Here is a 19,073-nt window from a genome sequence, read left to right as displayed (position 1 = left end):
TTTAATGATTTAATGATTTAATGATTTAATGATTAGAAGGTGAGGTGAACATGAATATTTTCACGGTCAAACTGTACTTTGATAGCAAGTCGTCCCCACGGTTCTTTAGTCCCGATAAACAAGATTCGACTTCAGAACATAGTGATTTTCAACTGGCACTGAAGAAATCACGCGACTGTAACTCGTATGGTGCCTGTTTATGTACAGGCAGAGAACTACCGCTGGCTGTAAAGTTGAAAAATGAGAAACACCATCTGGCGCGTTTCCCGCTAACCGGCAGTAAACATAAAGAGGGGTGTCGTTTCTATAGCCGCCTCTCACCAGAAGGTGCACAAGGAACTTACAATAATGCTGCGATCAGTGAAAGACCGGGCGGCATTATCAATGTGAAGCTGGATTATGCTTTGCAGACAAAATCAGTATCTGACGATATTCCTGCAACCCCCCTGACTGGTGATGCCTCTCGTAAAAGTAGAAGAGGTACAGTGTCTCTGTGCGGCCTGCTGCACTTACTCTGGGAAAATGCTTCATATAACAAGTGGGTTCCTAAGATGGATGGCAAGAGGTCATTAACATTGCTTGGCTTTCATCTTAGGGAGCAAGCGCGTGGAATTGAAATCGGTAGAACACTCTTGTCAGATGTATTGCTCACCCCTGCTGCGACAAATTCGAGAGACAGTAAACGGAACAGTAGTGCGGTAGAGTTTGCTGAGCTGAATAAATGCCGAATGGTGGTTGTGGCCGAACTGGCAAAATACTCTGAGAAATATCTTTCAGGGATCAACCGATTACCAGTGAAAGGTTTTGCCGGCATGCCTTTTCTTGATATTGATGTATCCAGATGGAATTCTGCTATCGAGAGGTTTCCACATGAGTTTAGTGGCTGGAAAAAAGGATATAAGATTTTCATTATTGCACTGACAGATGTTCCCAGCGATAAATCAGCACAAGTTCGCCAGCTTGCCTTGATGATGACGAGTGATCGATATATACCACTAGATTCACAATATGAAGGAATGATGGAACAAAAATTGTACGAATTACAACGCTCCTTTTTCAAACCACTAAGATATGACTCTTCCGAGATGGAATTTCATCCCGACTTTTGTCTTCTCGATGTCCAATCTCAAAATCATATGCCATTTCCGATCGAAGTGTGGGGAATGAAAACCGATGCCTATACCACTCATCGTCGCGAGAAAGAAAGGTGGTACAACAGTGAATACGGTGAGAAGGGATGGTGGTCCTGGGACGCGACCATAAACGATAAGATAGTTATTGATTCATCTTTTCCATTAAAGAAAATCTCTGGCTACACTGATTTAATGAAAGAATGAAAGAATGAAAGAATGAAATCATGATATAATGATGTTTTAACATCATATATTTAAGCCCGCGTACCTGGACACAGAGGTTATTCCGTCCAGTTCTGCTGGCTGTGAGGGATCTGACCAGGTATTATAGGTGTGTGTTCATTAATTAAGCGGTGCATGTAATGGAATATTTCAAGATTTTCAGTACCGGGAAACAGCAGTGGTGGAGCCAGGACGGTTTAATATACACCGATGAGCAAGATGCCGGATTCTGGCCTGAGAATTCGCTGGGTATGATGGGGCTGGATGATACTCAGACCGCCGTCCGATATGTTCCACCCCCGCAGACGCTGGAGCTAATTGACCGTGGCCTTTATGAGTTTGGTGCTCTCTCTCCCGTTGACGGATGCAGCAAAGGTGAATCTGAGCGTATTGAGCTTCGCCGGGAACGTGATGAACGCTGGCAGCGTGAAATGAATGATATAGAAACCGAAACTATCATGCCGTATAACCCGGCATGGATGCATCAAATCCCCCATGACTGAGCCGCGCAAGCGGCTTTTTTATACCCTCGTTTAATTCCCCGCGCCAACTGGACATTCAGGTAATTCTGTCCAGCATTATGTTTGCCACCTTGCTCCACTCGTCGCGGCCCTTCAACAACGCACAAAAAATGCTTTCCAACCTGGACATTTCGGCACTATCGGAAAAAGTGTCCAGAAAATATTTCTGGTGATCGTATTTAATTTTGTTGACCCACCGCGCAAACCGTGAGTCTGTTCAGAACTTGCTTCTGAACAGGGGAGGGGTTGGACAAGCCCGGGGCGCGTCAGCCTGTTACATTCGGGTATACCCGCAGGATACCACTCAGACTGTATAGAAATACCATTAGGTGACCACTCCAAAGTGACCGTCACCCGCTTTAATATCTAAATGTTCCCTTTCAACATGGCCACAGCATCTGCTTCCGGCATCTGGAACTGAACTCGGTGCCGTGCGGCCACATCGAGAGCAAACACTTTCGTATAGACCTCCGTCGAACTGATGCTCTTGTGGCCCATCAGACTTTGCAGCACCTTCAGCGGAATACCGTTGTACAGCATATGCATGGCATAGGAATGCCGGAAAGTATGTGGCGACACCGGAACCGAGAATGTCACACCGTCGGCTGCAGCGGATTCAACCGCTTCATTCAGCCAGGTTCTGACCGTGCGGTCGGTAATTTCCCAGATGCGTGCTTTCTCTGTTCTGCCAGTACGTTTATTCCTGCGCTCGAGGGGAATTTTCAGCGTGGCCACCATCATCTCCAACTGGCTGACGTACTGTTTATCTGACAGCGGTACCAGGCGATGCGCCTGGCTGCCGGCAGGCGTTCTTCCTGCTGTTCTGGCAGCTTTTTCCGCCCGCTGTTTCAGCGTGGCCAGTTGCACAAACGGGTAGGGTGGCGCCAGCGAAAAATCACTCCGGGTCAGGGCCAGCGCTTCGTTAATGCGCGCACCGGTATTCCACAGCGTGGCCAGCAGCATCTTGCGGTGCAGATCGGGGACATAATGCAGCAGGGCGCTCACTTCCGGGGCTAGCAGGTATTTCGGCAGTTCGTCCTGGACGATTGCCATCTGACGCAGGGCCAGCGCTGCCGGGTAATCGATGGCCACAGGTAGATGCACTTTTTCCGGGGCGTAGGCCTGTCCGGGAAGAGAAGGGTAATTCATGATACCTCGGGTGCTTCATCACTTTCTGGTGAAATCGACTTATGCTCCCGGGCGTCATGAATATAATGGAACTCATCCAGCATAAGCAGCACGCGGCGACCAGTCTTCCGGGGAAACATTCTCCGCATCTCAGGGGTAAGCTGGTTACGTTCCCATCCGTAAGGAAAAATTATGCTGTAGTCATTTCTTTCAGGAAGAATACCAGGACCCGCGACGATACGCGCCACTTCCTGATTCAGACGTTCTCCACGCCAGCCATAAGCTGCCAGACGCTTGCGGATACGCCCGATCGGGAAACGGTTATCAGAATGACGGGGAAATATGAGCTTCCCATCCTTACCCCGGGTGATACCAAACATATCCAGAGACTGTTCGAACACTACTGTTCGCGTGGGGAAATACTCACGCATAGTTTTCATCATATTTTCCATAACTGACTCCTGAAACATTACATGAAGATTTATGACTGCCCGCGTCCCTGCATCTGAAAAAGTTAGGTATCCGGGCATGCCATTCTGGCTCTGGATTTTCTTTGTTTCCGCCACTCAGTCCACAATACATGTTGTACAGACCAGCAACTGCCATTATCAAGATGTGAGGAAGGCATACCATTAATCTTCCTCAATCGTTTGGCCAGTAAAACGGCACGCATCCCAAGCCGTGAATACTGATATCTGCGTTCCCTGAATGTCATTTGCCAGTCAGGTGGGGCATCAAACTCGTAGATAACGCTTATATACCGGTTGGCTTCAGGGATCAGTACTGTCAGTTCCCGGATGCGGTACATGATTCTGGCCGGTAGTACACGCCAGTCGCCGTCAATATCATCGGCAGAAAATGCCTCTGCGCTTATGGTTGTCCTTGTGTATCCCTTATCATCTTCCTGACCTTCGTCTTTGACGACATCAGCACATTCTTGAGCATAACGTTCGAGACGAAAGACCAGCTCCGTAGAAATGAAATACAGCTCAGCCTGACGTCTGGACGACGCAGCTTTTTCTTCGCGGCTGCGGGCATAGTGATGAGTCAGGCAAACACCACCCAGAGCAGCACCAATTGATGAAACCGCCGTGATGATCTGTGGCCACAGGCTGGCGCTGTCTTTAACTACTTTCACACCCTCGGTGGCAATAAACCAGTCCGCCATGTTTTTTCCTTAAAGAGAAATCCCGCACATCTCTAAATAACAAAGGTCTTCTTCAAATCAATGACACTGTTCTTATCCAACGGAATCGTCCCTACGGTTGATGGAGGAACCCCATGAACAGCCACATCGAATGTCAGAAAGCCAGGATTGATGTAATACCACCCCGTTCCATCAAACTCAGCCAGCTCCTGCCCGGAACTCGAGACGACAAGAAAATCTATCGGTAAGCGAAAACTACCCAGATAAGACGTACGTGGTGTCAGATTGAGCCATAAATACTGATGTCCACGTTCGGTCGTCAGATAATCAAAAACTTCAATTAGCGTTTTAGGCAATTTTGGCTCCCTCCGTGACAGTCACTCAGAGTAATCACACGTCCCCGCAGAATATTTTGTCGCAGGTGTCCTTTCCGCTGGTTGCCATCTGCGCCCGGACATTTCTGCATTAATTGATGCCGGGATTATCACGCAGCATGACAGTCACGGATGCATTCAGAATTTTCCCACCATCTCTTAAGAATTTTCTCACAACCATAACAACGGTGATGATAACGCCTGATTTAATACCGCGTATACAACATCGTAGATGTGATAATTAGCAGGCATATAGCCATGACATTAAATTACCGGATGACTGTTTTCCGGTGATCCGATTTTTTCGATATTAACGACTTTCCGGAAGTGTACCACGCCCACGGAATAAGCAAAGCGGCAATATCTGCTGCCGGGCGGCGGGTAACGGATCGGGGGGGAACACAACATATAGCGTCATCAGCAAATGATTTCACCGCTACATATTGTGTGACCGGGCCGCAGCGCGCCGGTGGGTTTGAAGAAGATCCTACTCTCACAGAAATCGGATCTCAGCGCGAAAAAGACGAACCGTGAGGTATCACATGACCATCAATGACATCATGTCATTAAATTGACTGAATGAAATATTGGTGATTAACTCAGAAAAAAAACAGTCATTCATACAATATACCTCACCTTAAACACGACCGATGACAGGAGTGACCATGCTGAGCCAGCTGACCCTGCGCTTTCACAAAAAACTCATCGAGGCGCTGAAAATTCGTGCCGGGCACGAAAACACCTCGGTGAATGCCCTGGCGGAACGCTTTCTCGACAGCGCGCTGAAAACCGCCGCCCCGGAGGACAGCTATCTGGCGCTGCTCGCCGATCGCGATGAGGCCATCCGCCAGATGTACCGCAAAATTATGCTCGGCCAGACCTTCGGCCTGCCGCCGGTCACCCGTGACGAACTGCGCCTGCTGCTCGGGCTGGCCCAGGAAGGCTGTGTCCACGGCCGCAACCGGCTGGTCACCCGCCCGGCCCTGCAGATACTGCTGGACATCACCGGTGAACTGCTGGCCTGGCAGGCTGAGCAGAATATGCCTGTCGATCTGCCGTACCTGCAGGGCATTTTTCACCTGCAGGGGACGGCACCAGCCGACGAATTCATGGACTTTCTTGCGACGCTGCGCCAGCGCCCGATCATTGACCAGGGCTACGCCGAACGGCTGCTGCGCCCGCTGGCGTCACAGTGCTTCGATCTGCGCACCTTCCCGGATGAGGCCCTGGCGCAGATCTTCACCCTGCCACGTCTGCAGGCGCTGTTCCCGCTGGCGCTGCGGGGCGAACCCTGGAGCGAGGAGGATGCACGCCGGCTGGCGGAGGCTACCCGCCCCGTGATCCCGGCGGTCCGGGAGACGATTGAGGTGGGCACGCTGCGGCTGGATATTCAGGTGGACGGACAGGCGATCGCCCCGCGGCCCGGCGGCTGGTATGAGGTTCCACGCCTGCACCTGCTGATCACCGGCCAGGATTTTGTCGTGCCGTTCGGCTGGACTCATTTCTCGGAGCTGCTGGGCCTGTTCACCCTGTATGCCCACCATCCGGACGCTCTCGCCCGTGGCCATCACGGCGAGCACGTGATGTTCTCACCGCCGGGCAACGCCGCAAAGGACGGCTTTTTTGGCCTCGACGGGCTGCGGATCTTCCTGCCACCGGACGACTTCGACACGCTGATCCGTGAGCTGGTCGCGCGCTGCAGTGAAGGGACGCTGGCTGATGCGCTGAACGGCCTGCGCGGCCTGTACGGCGATCTCTGACAGGTTGCGTACTGCTGTGGTGCTTTCCGGCTCACCGGGGGGCCCACACACTGCGCAATCAGGCCCGTGTCGACCGCGAAACGCTGCGGGAAATTCAGCCGGCAGGAGCACGGAGAAATCACAGCGCTCATGAGCCACTTTGTCCGGGCATGAGATGGCATGCCCGGCGGGATTTACCGTCAGGAATGAGCCCGCCGGCGAGCCCTGAACCGAACAGGGACGTATGGGCTTTTCCTGGGCCGTTCATTCACCGGGGATGCGTACCGGTCCTTTGCTGCACGCCTCCCGGGCGGCATTCATGGCGTAATCGAGGCTCTTGCCCGAGGGGGATCCCGCGCCTGGTCATGCCGTATTCCCGGTCCCTCCCTGTGTACGAGGCGGTGCCCGTATTCATCCGTCGCACTTATCTGCACCGGACATTGCCGGAAGGCGACCACTGCATGGCTCCCATGCTCACGTCGTATACCTGCGGGATACAACATTTGAAATACGGAATATATAAAAATAGACAATATGATAAATAACACCCTGCCAGAATCACACCGTGATTACATTATCAATCATAAAATACAACTTAATATCAACATCAGTCTAACTCGATAAAATCTATCCACTTGATTTTAAACGCTTAATATTTCAATATGATAGTTATTATCATTCAATAGCCATTGTCCATTTGTGTATCTAATTATATCCTGCAGTTGTATTGCATTCCGACATTGGGGTAAGGCAATATACTGAGACCTAAACACACAACAGACCCCAGTATGAAATACTCAAATCGGGATAAATATGGGTATATAAATGACGCAATACAATGTCATGGAATCAACCCAGCTTATTGGTGGGTGTATTGAAAAATCTCAGGATTCATATTTTACCTTACGGAAAAAAAATCAGAGATTTGAACTGAATAAAAATCATAAGATAGCTTTTTTGAAACGAGGAACGATATCACTGTATCATGCCACAACCCACAAAGTTATTTTAATCATTGAAGGGCATGGCATTATTGGTATCGAGCAGTTATTTAAAAACGAGCAGCCTTATTATTTTCGCTGCGAACAGGATTGTGAAATCGTCTTAATAAGTGAAGATTCTTTCATTAATCTATTAACCTGTTTTAATTACTGGGATCACGCTGCAAATTTATTGTGCAATCATCTTGGTTTACTTTTCAATCGGGAAGAATTTTTAAACCATAAAAGTAATAAAGATATTGTGAGAGAACACCTTAAATTATTGTGGGTGCAGGATGAATCGTTCAGAATAAAAACATCGATATACAAATTTATCATTTCAAGACATAAAATATCACGCAGCTCACTCCATAACATCATAGGACAACTCACCGATGAAAACATAGTTAAAACTCAAAGAGGTAAGCTTATCTGGATGAATGTAGATGATTCATCCGTTCACGAAAAATCAAAGCACGCATAACTCCACCTTTAACAGAATAAAACTTACGGCCTGTAAGTTAATACCAACATTACTAAAAATGATAAAATCGATGAATCATTCATTCTATGACCGAAGTCTGTCTCAATCTAACATGCCATCCGGAATATGGCGACCACCGTCAAAGTTAACCCGAACATCGTTATTAATCAGGATGGCGCTGTCGGCATCGCTTTTTTTCACCGGCATCAGTCATTCACTGGCAACAACCATACAAACCCCTACCGTCTGGGGGCAGCCCGTTGCCGATATCACGGATGGCTTAGTGGTGAATTCGACCCTGGTGGTCGATTCAGGCGCGGGGATCGTCAATATCACCAGTCCGAGTGGCGATGCGATCACGATGAACTCGGGGGGGCTGTGGATTAATGGCGGCACCCTTGATACACAGGGAGGGGCATTAACAATCACGGCTGGACCCATACAATTGGGTGGGTCGCAGTTCGGTGGTTTATCATCAAACCACACGGCCGGACTGGGTGGGAAAATAACGGTCGGCGATGTTATCGCGCAGGGACAAGCATTAACATTTCAACTCCTTGACCCCACGTCATCATTCTCGTCGGCAAACCTGGACATAGAGACTGCAGATTATGAACATTTTCAATCAGCGGGTGCATTTACAGTTGCCCACGATTATTTAATTTCCAATTCTGGCACCATGGTAGTAGCTAATAATGATAGCACCTTGACCGTGGGCGGTAATTTTAATGCGAATCTTACCAGATTTCAGGCAGCAGAATCGCTGTTTCACGTGAGCGGCGATATGATATTGCGTCTGAAGCAAACCATTTCAGATATTAATAGCGTGTACGCAGATTGTATTATCACAGCCGCTGACTTTTTTACGGGGGGGGATTTCACCCTGCTGGGCGATAGCGCAGGAAATACATCACTGCAAATCATGAACGGGGATGCAAATCATCAGGTCACTGTCTCCGGTGATTTTAATCTTGATTCTCAGGATGCCCACAACAACATGACGACCGTACTGGGGCACAATACGATATTGAATATCGGTGGTGATATTAATATACACAGCATCTCCGGGGGGGTGAATAAAGTCTACATCGGTGACCATATGTATGGCCCACCCACGAGCATTACGGCGAAACATATCACTATGAGCGGGCTGGGAGATAATGAAATTATCTTCAATAACGGTAAGGATGCGGATAAACCTGGTACGCCTGGTTATCTTTTCAGTCTGCCCATAGAAGGGGATGGTCGAGTTATTCAGCAATCGGGCCATACCACACTGAGCTCTGCAGGTAACACCTATTACCAGGGGACGACAATTCAGGGGGGGCTTTTATCCGTAACGGATGACCGGGCGCTGGGGGCGGGTGATGTGGACATCACGACCGATGGGACAGATGCGGGGATCACCCAGGGGCTGGATATTAACTATACCGGGGATTTCACTCATCTTCTGTCCGGGACCGGCTGGACGACCGTATCGGGTGACGTGACCCTCGAATCCGATAACCAGTCGTATGCCGGGAACTGGAATGTCACGGGGACTGCCCGCGTCGACAACAGCGCCACCTCAACAGACGGATTTGGGCTGGGGAAAATTAATATTTCACCGTCCGGCCTTTTTAAGGCCGAGACACAGGGCGCGTTTACGTTCAGTAACCTGCTCACCGGTAACGGCACACTGCAGGCAGACAACCAGTCTGCTGCCTTTAACTTCTCGACAGCGGTCGGCGATCGTTTTCAGGGTACCGTCGCGGTCAGTCATAACACATTTGATCTTGAGGGTGCGAATACCCACGCGTTAACCCATGCTCGCCTGGATATGGGCAACGGAAACGTCACCACGGTGGGGACGGGGGTTCAGCATATCGGAGCGCTCTCGTTTGATGGCGGTACCCTGGTATTGGGGGATGTTTCTCCGGGAACGTTACATCATGATAAAACGATTGAGACGCTTAACGATCTTGATCTGACGGGGACAGGGCGTATTCAGTTATCGAACAATGATGCTGTTATCAATACGCTCCCCGGTTCGACGGGGCAACCCAGCGCGTTACCCCTTCTGCAGCAGGATGATGCAGGGGTTTTAGTGACGCTCGCCACCAGTCAGGGGACGGTACAAGGGGATGCCGGAAACCTGTCTCTGGTTGATAATAATGGCAATGCGCTTTCCAGTGCCCTGGTTTCCGCCATATCGCAAAATGGTCAGACGGTGGCAAACGGTACTTATGATTACCGACTGACAAGTGACAAGGGGACCGGGCTGTATATTAACTACGGTCTGACACACGTGGATCTTCTGACACATGGTAGCAATGCCTTAACCCTCTCTGCCAACGGTGGAACCGGTAGCGATGCGGACCTGAGTGCACGTGTTACCGGCGCCGGTGATCTAATCATTAATACCGACACGGCCCTTTCACTCTCCAACAGTCAAAACGATTATACTGGCCAGACGGATGTGGCAGCGGGTACGCTGAAAATGGGGAATAACGGTGTGTTAGGTCAGACACAGCGGCTGCATCTGGGCAGGAGCGCTCAGCTGGATATGGATAAGTATAGCCAGTCACTGTCGACTATCGAGACAGATACCGGGAGTCTGATAGATCTCAATTCTGGAAGTCTGTACGTCCAGAACGGCGTGATCGCCGGGGATATGACAGGATCAGGAAATATTAATGTGAAAGACACCGTCACGCTCAGCGGTAATAACGCCGGCATGGTGGGGATGATAGGAACCGAGGTAAACGGTAATCTCCGGGTGCTTTCTGGCCAGTCGCTGGGGAGGGGGATCCTCATAAACCAGGGGACGACATACCTCGGCCAGGATGGTGATACCCCGACGGTGTATTCCACAGGCTATGTGACAAACATCGGGAAGATAGTCATTGGTCATAATGACGCTTCCGGAAACCCCGTCGCGGGCTCCACGCTGATGGTTAATGGCAACTACAACGGTGGACCGAGCAGCCAGCTTATTTTCAACACGGTGTTAGGAAATGATCAATCGGTCACCGATAAAATGGTGGTCACGGGGGACACATCAGGCTCCACACATGTCAGCGTAACCAATGCGGGCGGTAAAGGGGACGCGGCTTTGAACGGTATTGAGCTGATCCACGTAGGAGGCCAGTCCAATGGGAGCTTCGTTCAGGATGGACGAATTGTTGCCGGTGCCTATGATTACTCGCTGGTACGGGGAACCGGCAATAACAGCGGTAACTGGTATCTGACCAGCCAGGCACCTGTGACGCCGGTTAATGACAACGGTCAGGCAACGGTTACGCCGGTCCACGTCATCCGCCCGGAAGCAGGGAGCTATACTGCCAACATGGCAGCAGCCAATACCTTATTTAATACACGGTTACATGATCGCTTAGGGGAAACACAGTACATTGATGCGCTGACCGGTGAAAGAAAAGTGACCAGTTTGTGGTTACGTCAGACAGGAGAACACAACCGGTCGCATGATGACAGCGGCCAGCTTCGCACACAGAGTAATAACTATGTGGCTCAGATCGGCGGGGATGTGGCGCAATGGAGTCGTAACGGACTGGATCGTGGCCATCTGGGGATCATGACCGGCTATGCAACAAGCCATAGTTCAACGGATTCGTCGCTGAGCGGCTTTAATTCGAAAGGCTCAGTCAAAGGTTACAGCGCGGGCGTGTATGGAACCTGGTTTGCGAATGAAGTGGACAAAAACGGGCTCTATCTCGACGGGTGGTTACAATACAACTGGTTCACAAACCAGGTGAATGGTGAAAAACTGGCTACTGAATCCTATCAATCCCGTGGCATGACCGCCTCTGCCGAGACGGGGTATACCCTGAATATGGGGCGCATAACGGATGGAACCGACTGGTTTATTCAGCCACAGGCCCAGGCGACCTGGATGGGCGTTAAATCCGGCAACTATCGTGAGTCGGGCGGTACAGAAGTGAAAAGCCAGGGGGATGGCAATATACAGACCCGCCTGGGACTCCGGACTTATCTGAAGGGACACCGTACTCTGGATAAGGACAACGGCCGGGAATTTGAACCCTTTATTGAAACTAACTGGATCCATAACACGCATCAGTTTGGTACAGTCATGGATGGTGTCCACAGTCGTCAGGAAGGTTCCAAAAATATTGCTGAGGTTAAACTTGGCGTCGAAGGGAAAATCAATGCCCGCGTCAATCTGTGGGGCAATATAGGCGCTCAGATTGGCCAGAAAGGATATAATAATAACACTGCGATGATTGGTATAAAGTATAATTTCTAAATCATCAGGCCGGACATCATCATGGGTGATGTCCGGTTTTATTCGATTCTCCCCACCCTGTCCGTCGTATCCCGTTAAAAATTCAGTCACCCGGCAATCAATTACCTGTCCGGTGTTTAACGAGGAGCCAGACTGGATGTTGGTTTCAGGCCGGATAACGGATCAAGGTCGGTACACTGTCAGACACGTTCTGTCAGTTTTCATTACACCGGCGACAGAACATGCACTATAATCGACGTAACCCGTAGAATTCAATAAAAGGCGAATAAGATGCATTCACCAGATATAAAAGGATCTATTCAGATAACCGGATCATACATTTCACAGTCCGGACATTCTCATTTTGAAAAACGAAAGAAAAACCAGAGAATTGAATTAAAAACATACAACAATATCTGTTACCTGACTGAAGGTTCTGTATCTATTTACCGAATGGAAAATGATATCGTGACCATCACAATCAATGCGCCGGCTATTTTAGGCCTGGCGCAAATGAGGAACGAGTTTAAGTCACATTACTTACGCTGTAACTGTGATTGCGAAATGTTTGTCATCAGTACCCGTGATGCCATCGCTCTCTTTAATGAGAACAATCTCTGGATGCACGCGTTTGATATTCTGACAAGTCATCTGCAGATGTATTTCACCCGTGAAAACATGCTTTCCCAGCCCAATGTTAAAATGATTATAATTGAGCACCTCAGATATATCTGGGAGCAACCAGAGGAAATAAGAAACAAAACCTCTCTTTTTACCTTTATACTGTCCCGTAACCAGATTGCAAGGAGTACGGTTCACAAAGTGATTATGGAACTTACCCTGAGTGGCGCCATACAAACAGCGCGCGGGAGATTAATCGCTTTTAATTTATAAGCATAACCAAGCCTTCCTGCAGCTCAGCGCGCACCTATCCGTTCTGGAACTCCCGCATGGCCTTATGTGGCCTGACGTTATTATCTCTGTCAGACCGCCTGGGATACCTGACGGAGATAATAACGACAAAATGCCCATAATATTGTTAAGTGATAAGGTGATGGGATGCATGCAGGTCGCGGGTTCGATAAAGCTTAAGCAAGTGCACCCGTCACACGAAGCTCCACTCACGTCGATACATAATCGACTCACAGATAAGACCGCGATTAATATCTGACTGGCGACATAACCATAGCACACTCTTCTGCCAGAGCTGCCTGAAGCTAATGTCATTATTTTAATGATTCAGCATTGTCACCAACTAGGTAACGGGTTAGCGGTCAGTCCTGGCTATACATTATATTTTACTTAAAATTATATCCACTTATGGATGATGAAATTCCTTCACAAAAATAACACGCCAGTATTAAAGTGATAGATTTTATAGGTTTTCGTTATCAATGAGGGTGTTTTGTAGTGAATTGAAGGGGTTGATGCTTCTATGTTATCCGTTTTTTGTCTTTTTGGTTTTATTGCGGCGATGCAATGTCCACATTTACACATTGACGACAATAGCGACAAGTAGAAACTTTGAAAAAAAACAGATATCTTTTTTAACGCATATTTTAAACACTCATTGATTTTGCTAATGCAAACACTCCGTGAAAACAAAACAGTAGCATGGTGTTGTTTGGCGTAATAAACGGATATGAGCTGATTATGGAAACATTTAATTCCTGGGCTGCCAGAATAGACGACTGCGAGCACCTGACGACCGATGAGTGTATTCATCGCAGGTGTAGGACTTGTTTTCCGTGTCGCACATGCCGGAGTCACCCGGGCAGGTCGTTTATATCAGCCCGGTGCGTATATCGTGCCCTATCTATAACCGTTTCAGACTCCAGTATCACTCCATGTGTGAATAAATAGTTTCGAGGCACAAGCTGTCATTTGCGACATTGAAGGTTTGTTCATGGTAAATATGAGACCGCTCAAATATCCGGTTAGACATAAAAAATCGAGACGAAGTGGCATGACAAAATATCATGATAGAACCAATAGCTAACATCAATAACATACTCATGACCCATAAAAAACAAGGGGGATCAATGCAGCACACCAATATCTATTCAAAAATACATTTTGTCCAGGAGGCATTGAACATTCTTATCTCGAGTTTAAATTTAAAAAACAAACATTGGAAAACGTTATCTATTTTCTCATTCGAAGACTCATGGTTAACGCCACAAGAATTTGCAATGCTTAAATACTGCTCATCAGATATAATAGTGGTGCTTGGAAATACATCAATAGATCTGTTTATTTCGGCCGCGCTTTGTTCTAAACAAATAAAGTTTGTGAATGCCAAATCAAGCTTAAAACAACTATCCAATAAAATCAAAGATTTCATTGTAGAACAGTGCAATCGTCAAACTCACCATAATAAAACAATAGCCACCCGAAACAAATTAAATACAAATGAATATGATATCCTTGATCTTTACATGCAGGGAATACCAGTAGAAAAGATATCTTCTATATTAGTTCTCCCAGTCAAAAGTGTCTATACTACAAAAAAAAATGCCATGAATAAAATAGGATTGAAATCTGATGCTGCATTAGTCAATCACTGGGCCATTATCAGACAGAGTGTTGACTCTTTACCGTCACAACTCAACAAAGCGGCTAAAGCCTTTGGTGTATAGGATATTTTAACGATTCTGCGAGTATGCAGGCCGTTACGGAAGTGAACGCTGACACAACCGATGGCCGATGATGACCAGACCGGGCACGACAGGATGACTGAGAGGCCCGTACTAGCCTGTTACAGGCCGGAGTCAGGGTGACGGAAATCTCCTCATTCGACACGAGGCACAGTTTGTCACTGGCCGGGACAAACCTGATGCGCTGCCCGATAATATATTCTGTCTGATTCATTCTTACGTGTTCCGAAGCCTGCTCCGTTACGGATGTCTGGCGAGATATAACTGGAAATATACAATGTAGCGCATGCCCGAAAAGCCCGCCCGTTGAAAAATCAATAAGACATGACTTATTCCGCACGCGAATTTTGATGATTGTCATGGCAGTTAAGTCTGAGGGCAACAGGGAATACGGAGACCCGCAGCGGATCACTGAATTCTATGACCTGTGACAAGAACAGCGACGTTGTGGCATGCAGAAGGATGAACAGAATGGCGCCAGAACCGGTTTACGCACTGCGCTGACAGGCCAGGGACCTGTCTCAGACGTCGCCACCGGTGAAGAGGGTCACGGAGAGTCGCGGCTCAGATCGCCCACCGGCGCCGGCGAGTGAATACAGCCTCTGCCGGGCAGGCTCCGGCCTCCACTTCGCCGACTGTCCGGTTCAGTCAGGGTGAAGCTGAGCCGCTGAGGCCGGGCTTCTCTCCCTCATCCGCTTTGCCCGGGGCCTGATGGCCGGGCAGTACCCCCGTGAACGTGTCGGCAGTCAGCCGCGGCCGGTGATCACCGCGCACACCGGCGGTGAAGCGGTCCGGCTTTCCCCTTTATCAGTGATAGCTCACCACCAGGTCTGCCGTATTGCGGGTAAGAGGTTGCAGCCTGATCTGACTGATTTCCGGCACGGCAACCGACAGTTTTCCCTCCCCGGCGTGCTGTACTGGATGTGTCGTCATTTTCCCCATCACCGGACAGTTCATGCTGCTGACGCCGCCGGTCTCAGCAACCCCGGCAGCGGATTCGCACGCCGATGTCACAATCTTACCGCCAAACTGGACCGTCACGGTGTCACCGGCGGCACTGACAGGCTGCGCGATACCCAGTAACAGAATGTACCCCACCCCAAACAGACTTTTCATTTCCTGCCCTCAGTGAATGCGTGTTTTAACAGTATGGTTACATTCCCCGGTTCTGCAATCCGGCACTGAAAGGACGCTCTTCACATGACACGGAACCTCCGCTGGCGACATGCCTGCGTCAGACACGTTCCGGAACGCGCCGAAAATTACCGAATCTGTCAGTTGATCAGACCTGACGACAGGTTAAAATAAGCATATCTCTCAATGAGATAAACTGCTCACGCAGAGTCAGGCATGAGCAATATTCACTATCAATGGAGGTTAAGCCAATGGCTTGTATAACTCTCACACAATTCTACGGAGGGCATAATGCCTATTACATCAGAGGAAAACCGAAACGACGATACTGACCTGGCTGCTGAAACTTCTGTAAGCACAGACCTGAGCGAACTGGATAAGGCAGCACTCGAGAAAATTGAGGCGCTGCAGGTGGATGCACTACGTAAACGCAGAAGCGGTATCTCTGCGAAAACGGCACTCTACCGGCTTCAACCCGGCGACCACGGGGGAAGTAATGTCTTTTTCAATCGTAACGGTGCGGATTACCGTTACAGTCTGACGGACGGGGTGAACGGGTCGATGTACCTTGCCCGGACCCCGGTCACGTCGATGAAAGAAGTATTTCAGAAAATGAAAGCACTGAAGGAATCGGATCTGGACAATTACTACATGGGTACCGTGGTGATTGAAAAAGATGTTGTTATTCTGCAGCTCAATGAGCTGATCAGCGCAACCACTCTCACACTCCATGACGTCACCACACCGACGCGCATGGTCACGCAGAGACTGGCGGCAAAGATTCATGCAGCAGGATTTGACGGAATGGAATATCTGTCAAACGTCACCGGTGAAGTGTGCCTGGTATTATGGCATGACACCCCTTCGGGAACCGGCATGGCCACAACGGCCGTCCAGCAACCACTCAGTCAGTTTGAGTATGAGGGAAAGGATGCGGCTGACATCCTGACCTGGGACCTGGGAATTGCGGTTAATATGTAACGTCAAAGGGGAGCCTGGCTCCCCTTTTTTTATGCGGCATCCTGCGTGCCGTAAACCCGGGCCAGGCGATGAAGTTCATCCATCACTGCGGGCTCTGGCGCGGACCTGAGAAGACTGGCGACGGTAAATGTACGCCCTGCAGGCTGCAGCCCGTTCAGAACGGTGTTTCGCTCTTCCATAAAGAAAGAATACTGCATGCGGTCACTGAAGCGCTCCTGCTTCTGCAGGGCCTGAAGGAGCTCAGGCAACCCCTTCAGCACCCCTCTGTCCGATACGGGTTTATCCTCGGTAAACTGAAAAGCAGGAAAATAAAACTCCCCGTCGATTTCAATGGCCAGCAGGCGGCCCGCATCCTTCCAGTTTTTCACGGTCGTTTTGGTTTTCCCCAGCACTTCAGCGGCTCTGGCTGAGGAATAAATGCCGCCATCCTTTTCCAGCATCTGAATAAACAGAGCCTTACTGTACAGACGACGGAGCTGTGTTTTTTTCTCCCGGGTCTGGCTGGTAACGGCCCGGTGCATCAGATAATCGATAATAACCTCAATGGCAAACAGCGCATCTGTCTGGGCCATGCTGTCCGTACTGACCTGCGTATGACCTGAACTGACCTCCTCAGCCAGTTCATCGATGAAATTCTTCAGGCGCGTTACCGGTACCTGAGCATCGGAAAAATAGTGGCTGGCGGAGGTACGATCGCTGCTGCTTCGTTTGTCTGAAATGTGGTTCATAAAACCTCCTTTTCGATTTTATTATTTTAATAATACATGAAATCGAAAAGTTGCACAACATTTCACCGCAATACGGGTAAAAGGCGCCCGGCCAGTAACCTTCGCGTCCCGGACTGAATCTATGTTGCCGCAGTCGGGAGGCAGGCATTTACCACAGAGTAAATCCGGTGCTGTGCGGATATGGCTTCGCTCCTGGTGTGCATTTCCGTTTCAGTTACACGCCGCACTCAGGTTCCGGACGATCCGACTTCGGGACTTTTCGGATCTGCGCGGCGGAAAACCGGCAAAGGATATGATTATCAAGAACGAGAATAAATTCATATCTAGTGTGATATTTATCATTAGTCATAAAATCATATCTGATATGATTTTAACCTAATGAGTAATAGATAATATTAAGTGTGATTTTTTCATACATCAGTATATTCATTCATGGAGTACGACATGAACAGACCACTGAACCTCACCTACGACGAACTGCTGGCCGAAACCCGAGCAGCGCTTAACGTGCTCATCACCACCTCCAGTACCCCTCCGGATGCGTTTGACCGGGGCTGCCGCAGCGGGACGATCAGTTTCTGGTATAAGCTGGCCATGAAAACGTCCGCGCCGGATGAGCAGTGCCGCGAAGATTACAGGCAGCTTTGTCTCCTGGCCGGTCAGGAGCCGCCCGCTGATGTCCGCTGAGAAAACGCGACGTCCGTCGCCGCTGCAGCGACGGGTGCTGATTGTGCTGGCCGCCCTCGATGCGAAACGGCCGGGACCGGTGGCCACGCGGGATATTGAGCGGGTGCTGGAGCAGGGCGGGGATGCCCCGGTGTACGGGCCGAACCTGCGTGCCTCCTGCCGGCGCATGGAAGCCGCGGGCTGGCTGCGCACGCTACGCGCGCCGAATCTGCAGCTGGCCGTCGAGCTGACGCATGCCGGCCGTGCGCTGGCCGCCCCGCTTCTGGCTGACGAACAGGCGCAAGTCCTGGCGGAGCAGCGCGCGACAGCGGTCCGGGTTCTGCCCCTGGTCCGGGTAAAGCCGGTGTATGCGTCTGACACGTTCGGTGACGACCGGCCGGTGGCGCTGGACTGTCGCTGGCACCTGGCGTGCCGGGGCGACTACGTTATCCGCCTTGACGGTACCACCTGCCTGCAGCTGTGGAACGCGGCAGGGCAACTGACGCGCATGGAAGGCGATCCCCTGCAGGTGGCGGAGTGGTTACAGGCCTGCCACGATGCCGGCATTGATATTCGCCTGCAGATCAATGAAAGCACCATGCCGGAGCAGGGTTCGCCTGTCCTGAAAGATGCAGAGTTTCCCGGCGGACAGGCTTTATCCTCAACAGTAACCTGGTACCAGCAGCTGCTCAGGGCACTGCGACAACACGATGTGGCAGGGCTCTCCCTCACAAACCCGGATCAGCTTAATGCCGTGAAACCCGGCAGGCGTAATAAGGAACAACCGCTACAGGAACGTTTTCTGGCGCTGGCGAAAACAGTGGAGGCGACGCCTGGTGCCCTTCGCTCGGATCGGTATGAAGAGGATGCCGGCCCGCTGCTGACAGAGATGCTGGACGGATTCGGGTTCACGCCGGACCAGGCTTCCCGCCTCAT

Annotated in this window: 16 protein-coding genes; 10 read left to right on the top strand and 6 right to left on the bottom strand. The window is 50.0% G+C overall.

Going from position 1 to position 19,073, the window contains the following annotated elements; genetic code table 11:
* Window positions 1-50 precede the first annotated feature (50 nt).
* Together FDW94_RS13845 and FDW94_RS13840 are read left to right on the top strand one after the other, a co-directional pair.
* Entirely contained in the window at window positions 51-1,337 is a 1,287-nt protein-coding gene (locus FDW94_RS13845; protein ID WP_137377759.1) for a DUF1173 family protein, read from the top strand.
* Window positions 1,338-1,495: 158 nt separating this feature from the next.
* The gene (locus tag FDW94_RS13840) at window positions 1,496-1,858 is read left to right on the top strand and encodes a hypothetical protein (RefSeq protein ID WP_137377758.1); all 363 of its coding nucleotides are present in this window, start codon (window positions 1,496-1,498) and stop codon (window positions 1,856-1,858) included.
* A gap of 384 nt (window positions 1,859-2,242) precedes the next feature.
* Here FDW94_RS13840 and FDW94_RS13835 read toward each other — a convergent pair whose 3' ends face one another.
* From FDW94_RS13835 to FDW94_RS13820, 4 genes are all read right to left on the bottom strand, one after another.
* Complete coding sequence (locus FDW94_RS13835) at window positions 2,243-3,025, bottom strand: site-specific integrase (protein ID WP_137377757.1); 783 nt, start codon at window positions 3,023-3,025, stop codon at window positions 2,243-2,245.
* Entirely contained in the window at window positions 3,022-3,456 is a 435-nt protein-coding gene (locus tag FDW94_RS13830) for a hypothetical protein (RefSeq protein ID WP_137377756.1), read from the bottom strand. Before FDW94_RS13830 ends, FDW94_RS13835 begins: the two co-directional genes overlap by 4 nt.
* Window positions 3,457-3,518: 62 nt before the next feature.
* The gene (locus FDW94_RS13825) at window positions 3,519-4,172 is read right to left on the bottom strand and encodes a hypothetical protein (protein WP_137377755.1); all 654 of its coding nucleotides are present in this window, start codon (window positions 4,170-4,172) and stop codon (window positions 3,519-3,521) included.
* A gap of 32 nt (window positions 4,173-4,204) precedes the next feature.
* Complete coding sequence (locus FDW94_RS13820; RefSeq protein ID WP_137377754.1) at window positions 4,205-4,507, bottom strand: hypothetical protein; 303 nt, start codon at window positions 4,505-4,507, stop codon at window positions 4,205-4,207.
* A gap of 683 nt (window positions 4,508-5,190) precedes the next feature.
* Here FDW94_RS13820 and FDW94_RS13810 point away from each other — a divergent pair.
* The 5 genes from FDW94_RS13810 to FDW94_RS13790 all read left to right on the top strand — a co-directional run bounded on the left by FDW94_RS13810 (window position 5,191) and on the right by FDW94_RS13790 (window position 14,610).
* Window positions 5,191-6,285, top strand: a complete 1,095-nt coding sequence (locus tag FDW94_RS13810) for a transcriptional regulator (protein ID WP_137377752.1) — start codon at window positions 5,191-5,193, stop codon at window positions 6,283-6,285.
* A gap of 804 nt (window positions 6,286-7,089) precedes the next feature.
* The gene (locus FDW94_RS13805; RefSeq protein WP_137377751.1) at window positions 7,090-7,728 is read left to right on the top strand and encodes a helix-turn-helix domain-containing protein; all 639 of its coding nucleotides are present in this window, start codon (window positions 7,090-7,092) and stop codon (window positions 7,726-7,728) included.
* 784 nt (window positions 7,729-8,512) lie between these two features.
* Window positions 8,513-11,992 carry an autotransporter outer membrane beta-barrel domain-containing protein gene (locus FDW94_RS13800; protein WP_249358498.1) on the top strand — a complete coding sequence of 1,160 codons (3,480 nt, stop codon included), beginning with the start codon at window positions 8,513-8,515 and terminating at the stop codon, window positions 11,990-11,992.
* 270 nt (window positions 11,993-12,262) lie between these two features.
* Window positions 12,263-12,865, top strand: a complete 603-nt coding sequence (locus FDW94_RS13795; protein WP_137377750.1) for a helix-turn-helix domain-containing protein — start codon at window positions 12,263-12,265, stop codon at window positions 12,863-12,865.
* A gap of 1,148 nt (window positions 12,866-14,013) precedes the next feature.
* Complete coding sequence (locus tag FDW94_RS13790) at window positions 14,014-14,610, top strand: LuxR C-terminal-related transcriptional regulator (RefSeq protein WP_170974242.1); 597 nt, start codon at window positions 14,014-14,016, stop codon at window positions 14,608-14,610.
* An 825-nt stretch (window positions 14,611-15,435) separates the two neighbouring features.
* On the opposite strand, the gene FDW94_RS13785 is transcribed toward FDW94_RS13790, so the two are convergent.
* Complete coding sequence (locus FDW94_RS13785; RefSeq protein WP_137377748.1) at window positions 15,436-15,744, bottom strand: hypothetical protein; 309 nt, start codon at window positions 15,742-15,744, stop codon at window positions 15,436-15,438.
* A gap of 309 nt (window positions 15,745-16,053) precedes the next feature.
* On the opposite strand from FDW94_RS13785, the gene FDW94_RS13780 reads away from it, so the two are divergent.
* Complete coding sequence (locus tag FDW94_RS13780) at window positions 16,054-16,743, top strand: RES family NAD+ phosphorylase (protein WP_137377747.1); 690 nt, start codon at window positions 16,054-16,056, stop codon at window positions 16,741-16,743.
* A gap of 29 nt (window positions 16,744-16,772) precedes the next feature.
* Here FDW94_RS13780 and FDW94_RS13775 read toward each other — a convergent pair whose 3' ends face one another.
* Window positions 16,773-17,471 (bottom strand): hypothetical protein, encoded by a 699-nt coding sequence (locus FDW94_RS13775; protein ID WP_137377746.1) that lies wholly within the window; start codon window positions 17,469-17,471, stop codon window positions 16,773-16,775.
* 444 nt (window positions 17,472-17,915) lie between these two features.
* On the opposite strand from FDW94_RS13775, the gene FDW94_RS13770 reads away from it, so the two are divergent.
* Both FDW94_RS13770 and FDW94_RS13765 read left to right on the top strand, forming a co-directional pair.
* Window positions 17,916-18,158: a hypothetical protein gene (locus tag FDW94_RS13770; RefSeq protein WP_137377745.1), complete on the top strand. Its 243-nt coding sequence runs from the start codon at window positions 17,916-17,918 to the stop codon at window positions 18,156-18,158.
* On the top strand, window positions 18,148-19,073 hold a 926-nt coding region (locus tag FDW94_RS13765; protein ID WP_137377744.1), incomplete at its 3' end, for a hypothetical protein. The genes FDW94_RS13770 and FDW94_RS13765, both read left to right, overlap by 11 nt.

It is taken from the genome of Citrobacter sp. wls757, assembly GCF_005280935.1.
In the GTDB taxonomy this organism is placed as follows: Bacteria; Pseudomonadota; Gammaproteobacteria; order Enterobacterales; family Enterobacteriaceae; genus Citrobacter; species Citrobacter portucalensis.
The sequence above is the reverse complement of the archived record's forward strand: the minus strand, read 5'-3'. Positions and strand labels throughout refer to the sequence as shown.

What these genes read in the sequence shown, in the direction of transcription:
- FDW94_RS13790 (WP_170974242.1), top strand. Translation starts at nt 14,014, where the DNA reads ATGCAGCACACCAATATCTATTCAAAAATACATTTTGTCCAGGAGGCA.
- FDW94_RS13775 (WP_137377746.1), bottom strand. Translation starts at nt 17,471, where the DNA reads ATGAACCACATTTCAGACAAACGAAGCAGCAGCGATCGTACCTCCGCC.
- FDW94_RS13835 (WP_137377757.1), bottom strand. Translation starts at nt 3,025, where the DNA reads ATGAATTACCCTTCTCTTCCCGGACAGGCCTACGCCCCGGAAAAAGTG.
- FDW94_RS13800 (WP_249358498.1), top strand. Translation starts at nt 8,513, where the DNA reads ATGATATTGCGTCTGAAGCAAACCATTTCAGATATTAATAGCGTGTAC.
- FDW94_RS13845 (WP_137377759.1), top strand. Translation starts at nt 51, where the DNA reads ATGAATATTTTCACGGTCAAACTGTACTTTGATAGCAAGTCGTCCCCA.
- FDW94_RS13780 (WP_137377747.1), top strand. Translation starts at nt 16,054, where the DNA reads ATGCCTATTACATCAGAGGAAAACCGAAACGACGATACTGACCTGGCT.
- FDW94_RS13805 (WP_137377751.1), top strand. Translation starts at nt 7,090, where the DNA reads ATGACGCAATACAATGTCATGGAATCAACCCAGCTTATTGGTGGGTGT.
- FDW94_RS13810 (WP_137377752.1), top strand. Translation starts at nt 5,191, where the DNA reads ATGCTGAGCCAGCTGACCCTGCGCTTTCACAAAAAACTCATCGAGGCG.
- FDW94_RS13830 (WP_137377756.1), bottom strand. Translation starts at nt 3,456, where the DNA reads ATGGAAAATATGATGAAAACTATGCGTGAGTATTTCCCCACGCGAACA.
- FDW94_RS13795 (WP_137377750.1), top strand. Translation starts at nt 12,263, where the DNA reads ATGCATTCACCAGATATAAAAGGATCTATTCAGATAACCGGATCATAC.
- FDW94_RS13825 (WP_137377755.1), bottom strand. Translation starts at nt 4,172, where the DNA reads ATGGCGGACTGGTTTATTGCCACCGAGGGTGTGAAAGTAGTTAAAGAC.
- FDW94_RS13840 (WP_137377758.1), top strand. Translation starts at nt 1,496, where the DNA reads ATGGAATATTTCAAGATTTTCAGTACCGGGAAACAGCAGTGGTGGAGC.
- FDW94_RS13770 (WP_137377745.1), top strand. Translation starts at nt 17,916, where the DNA reads ATGAACAGACCACTGAACCTCACCTACGACGAACTGCTGGCCGAAACC.
- FDW94_RS13785 (WP_137377748.1), bottom strand. Translation starts at nt 15,744, where the DNA reads ATGAAAAGTCTGTTTGGGGTGGGGTACATTCTGTTACTGGGTATCGCG.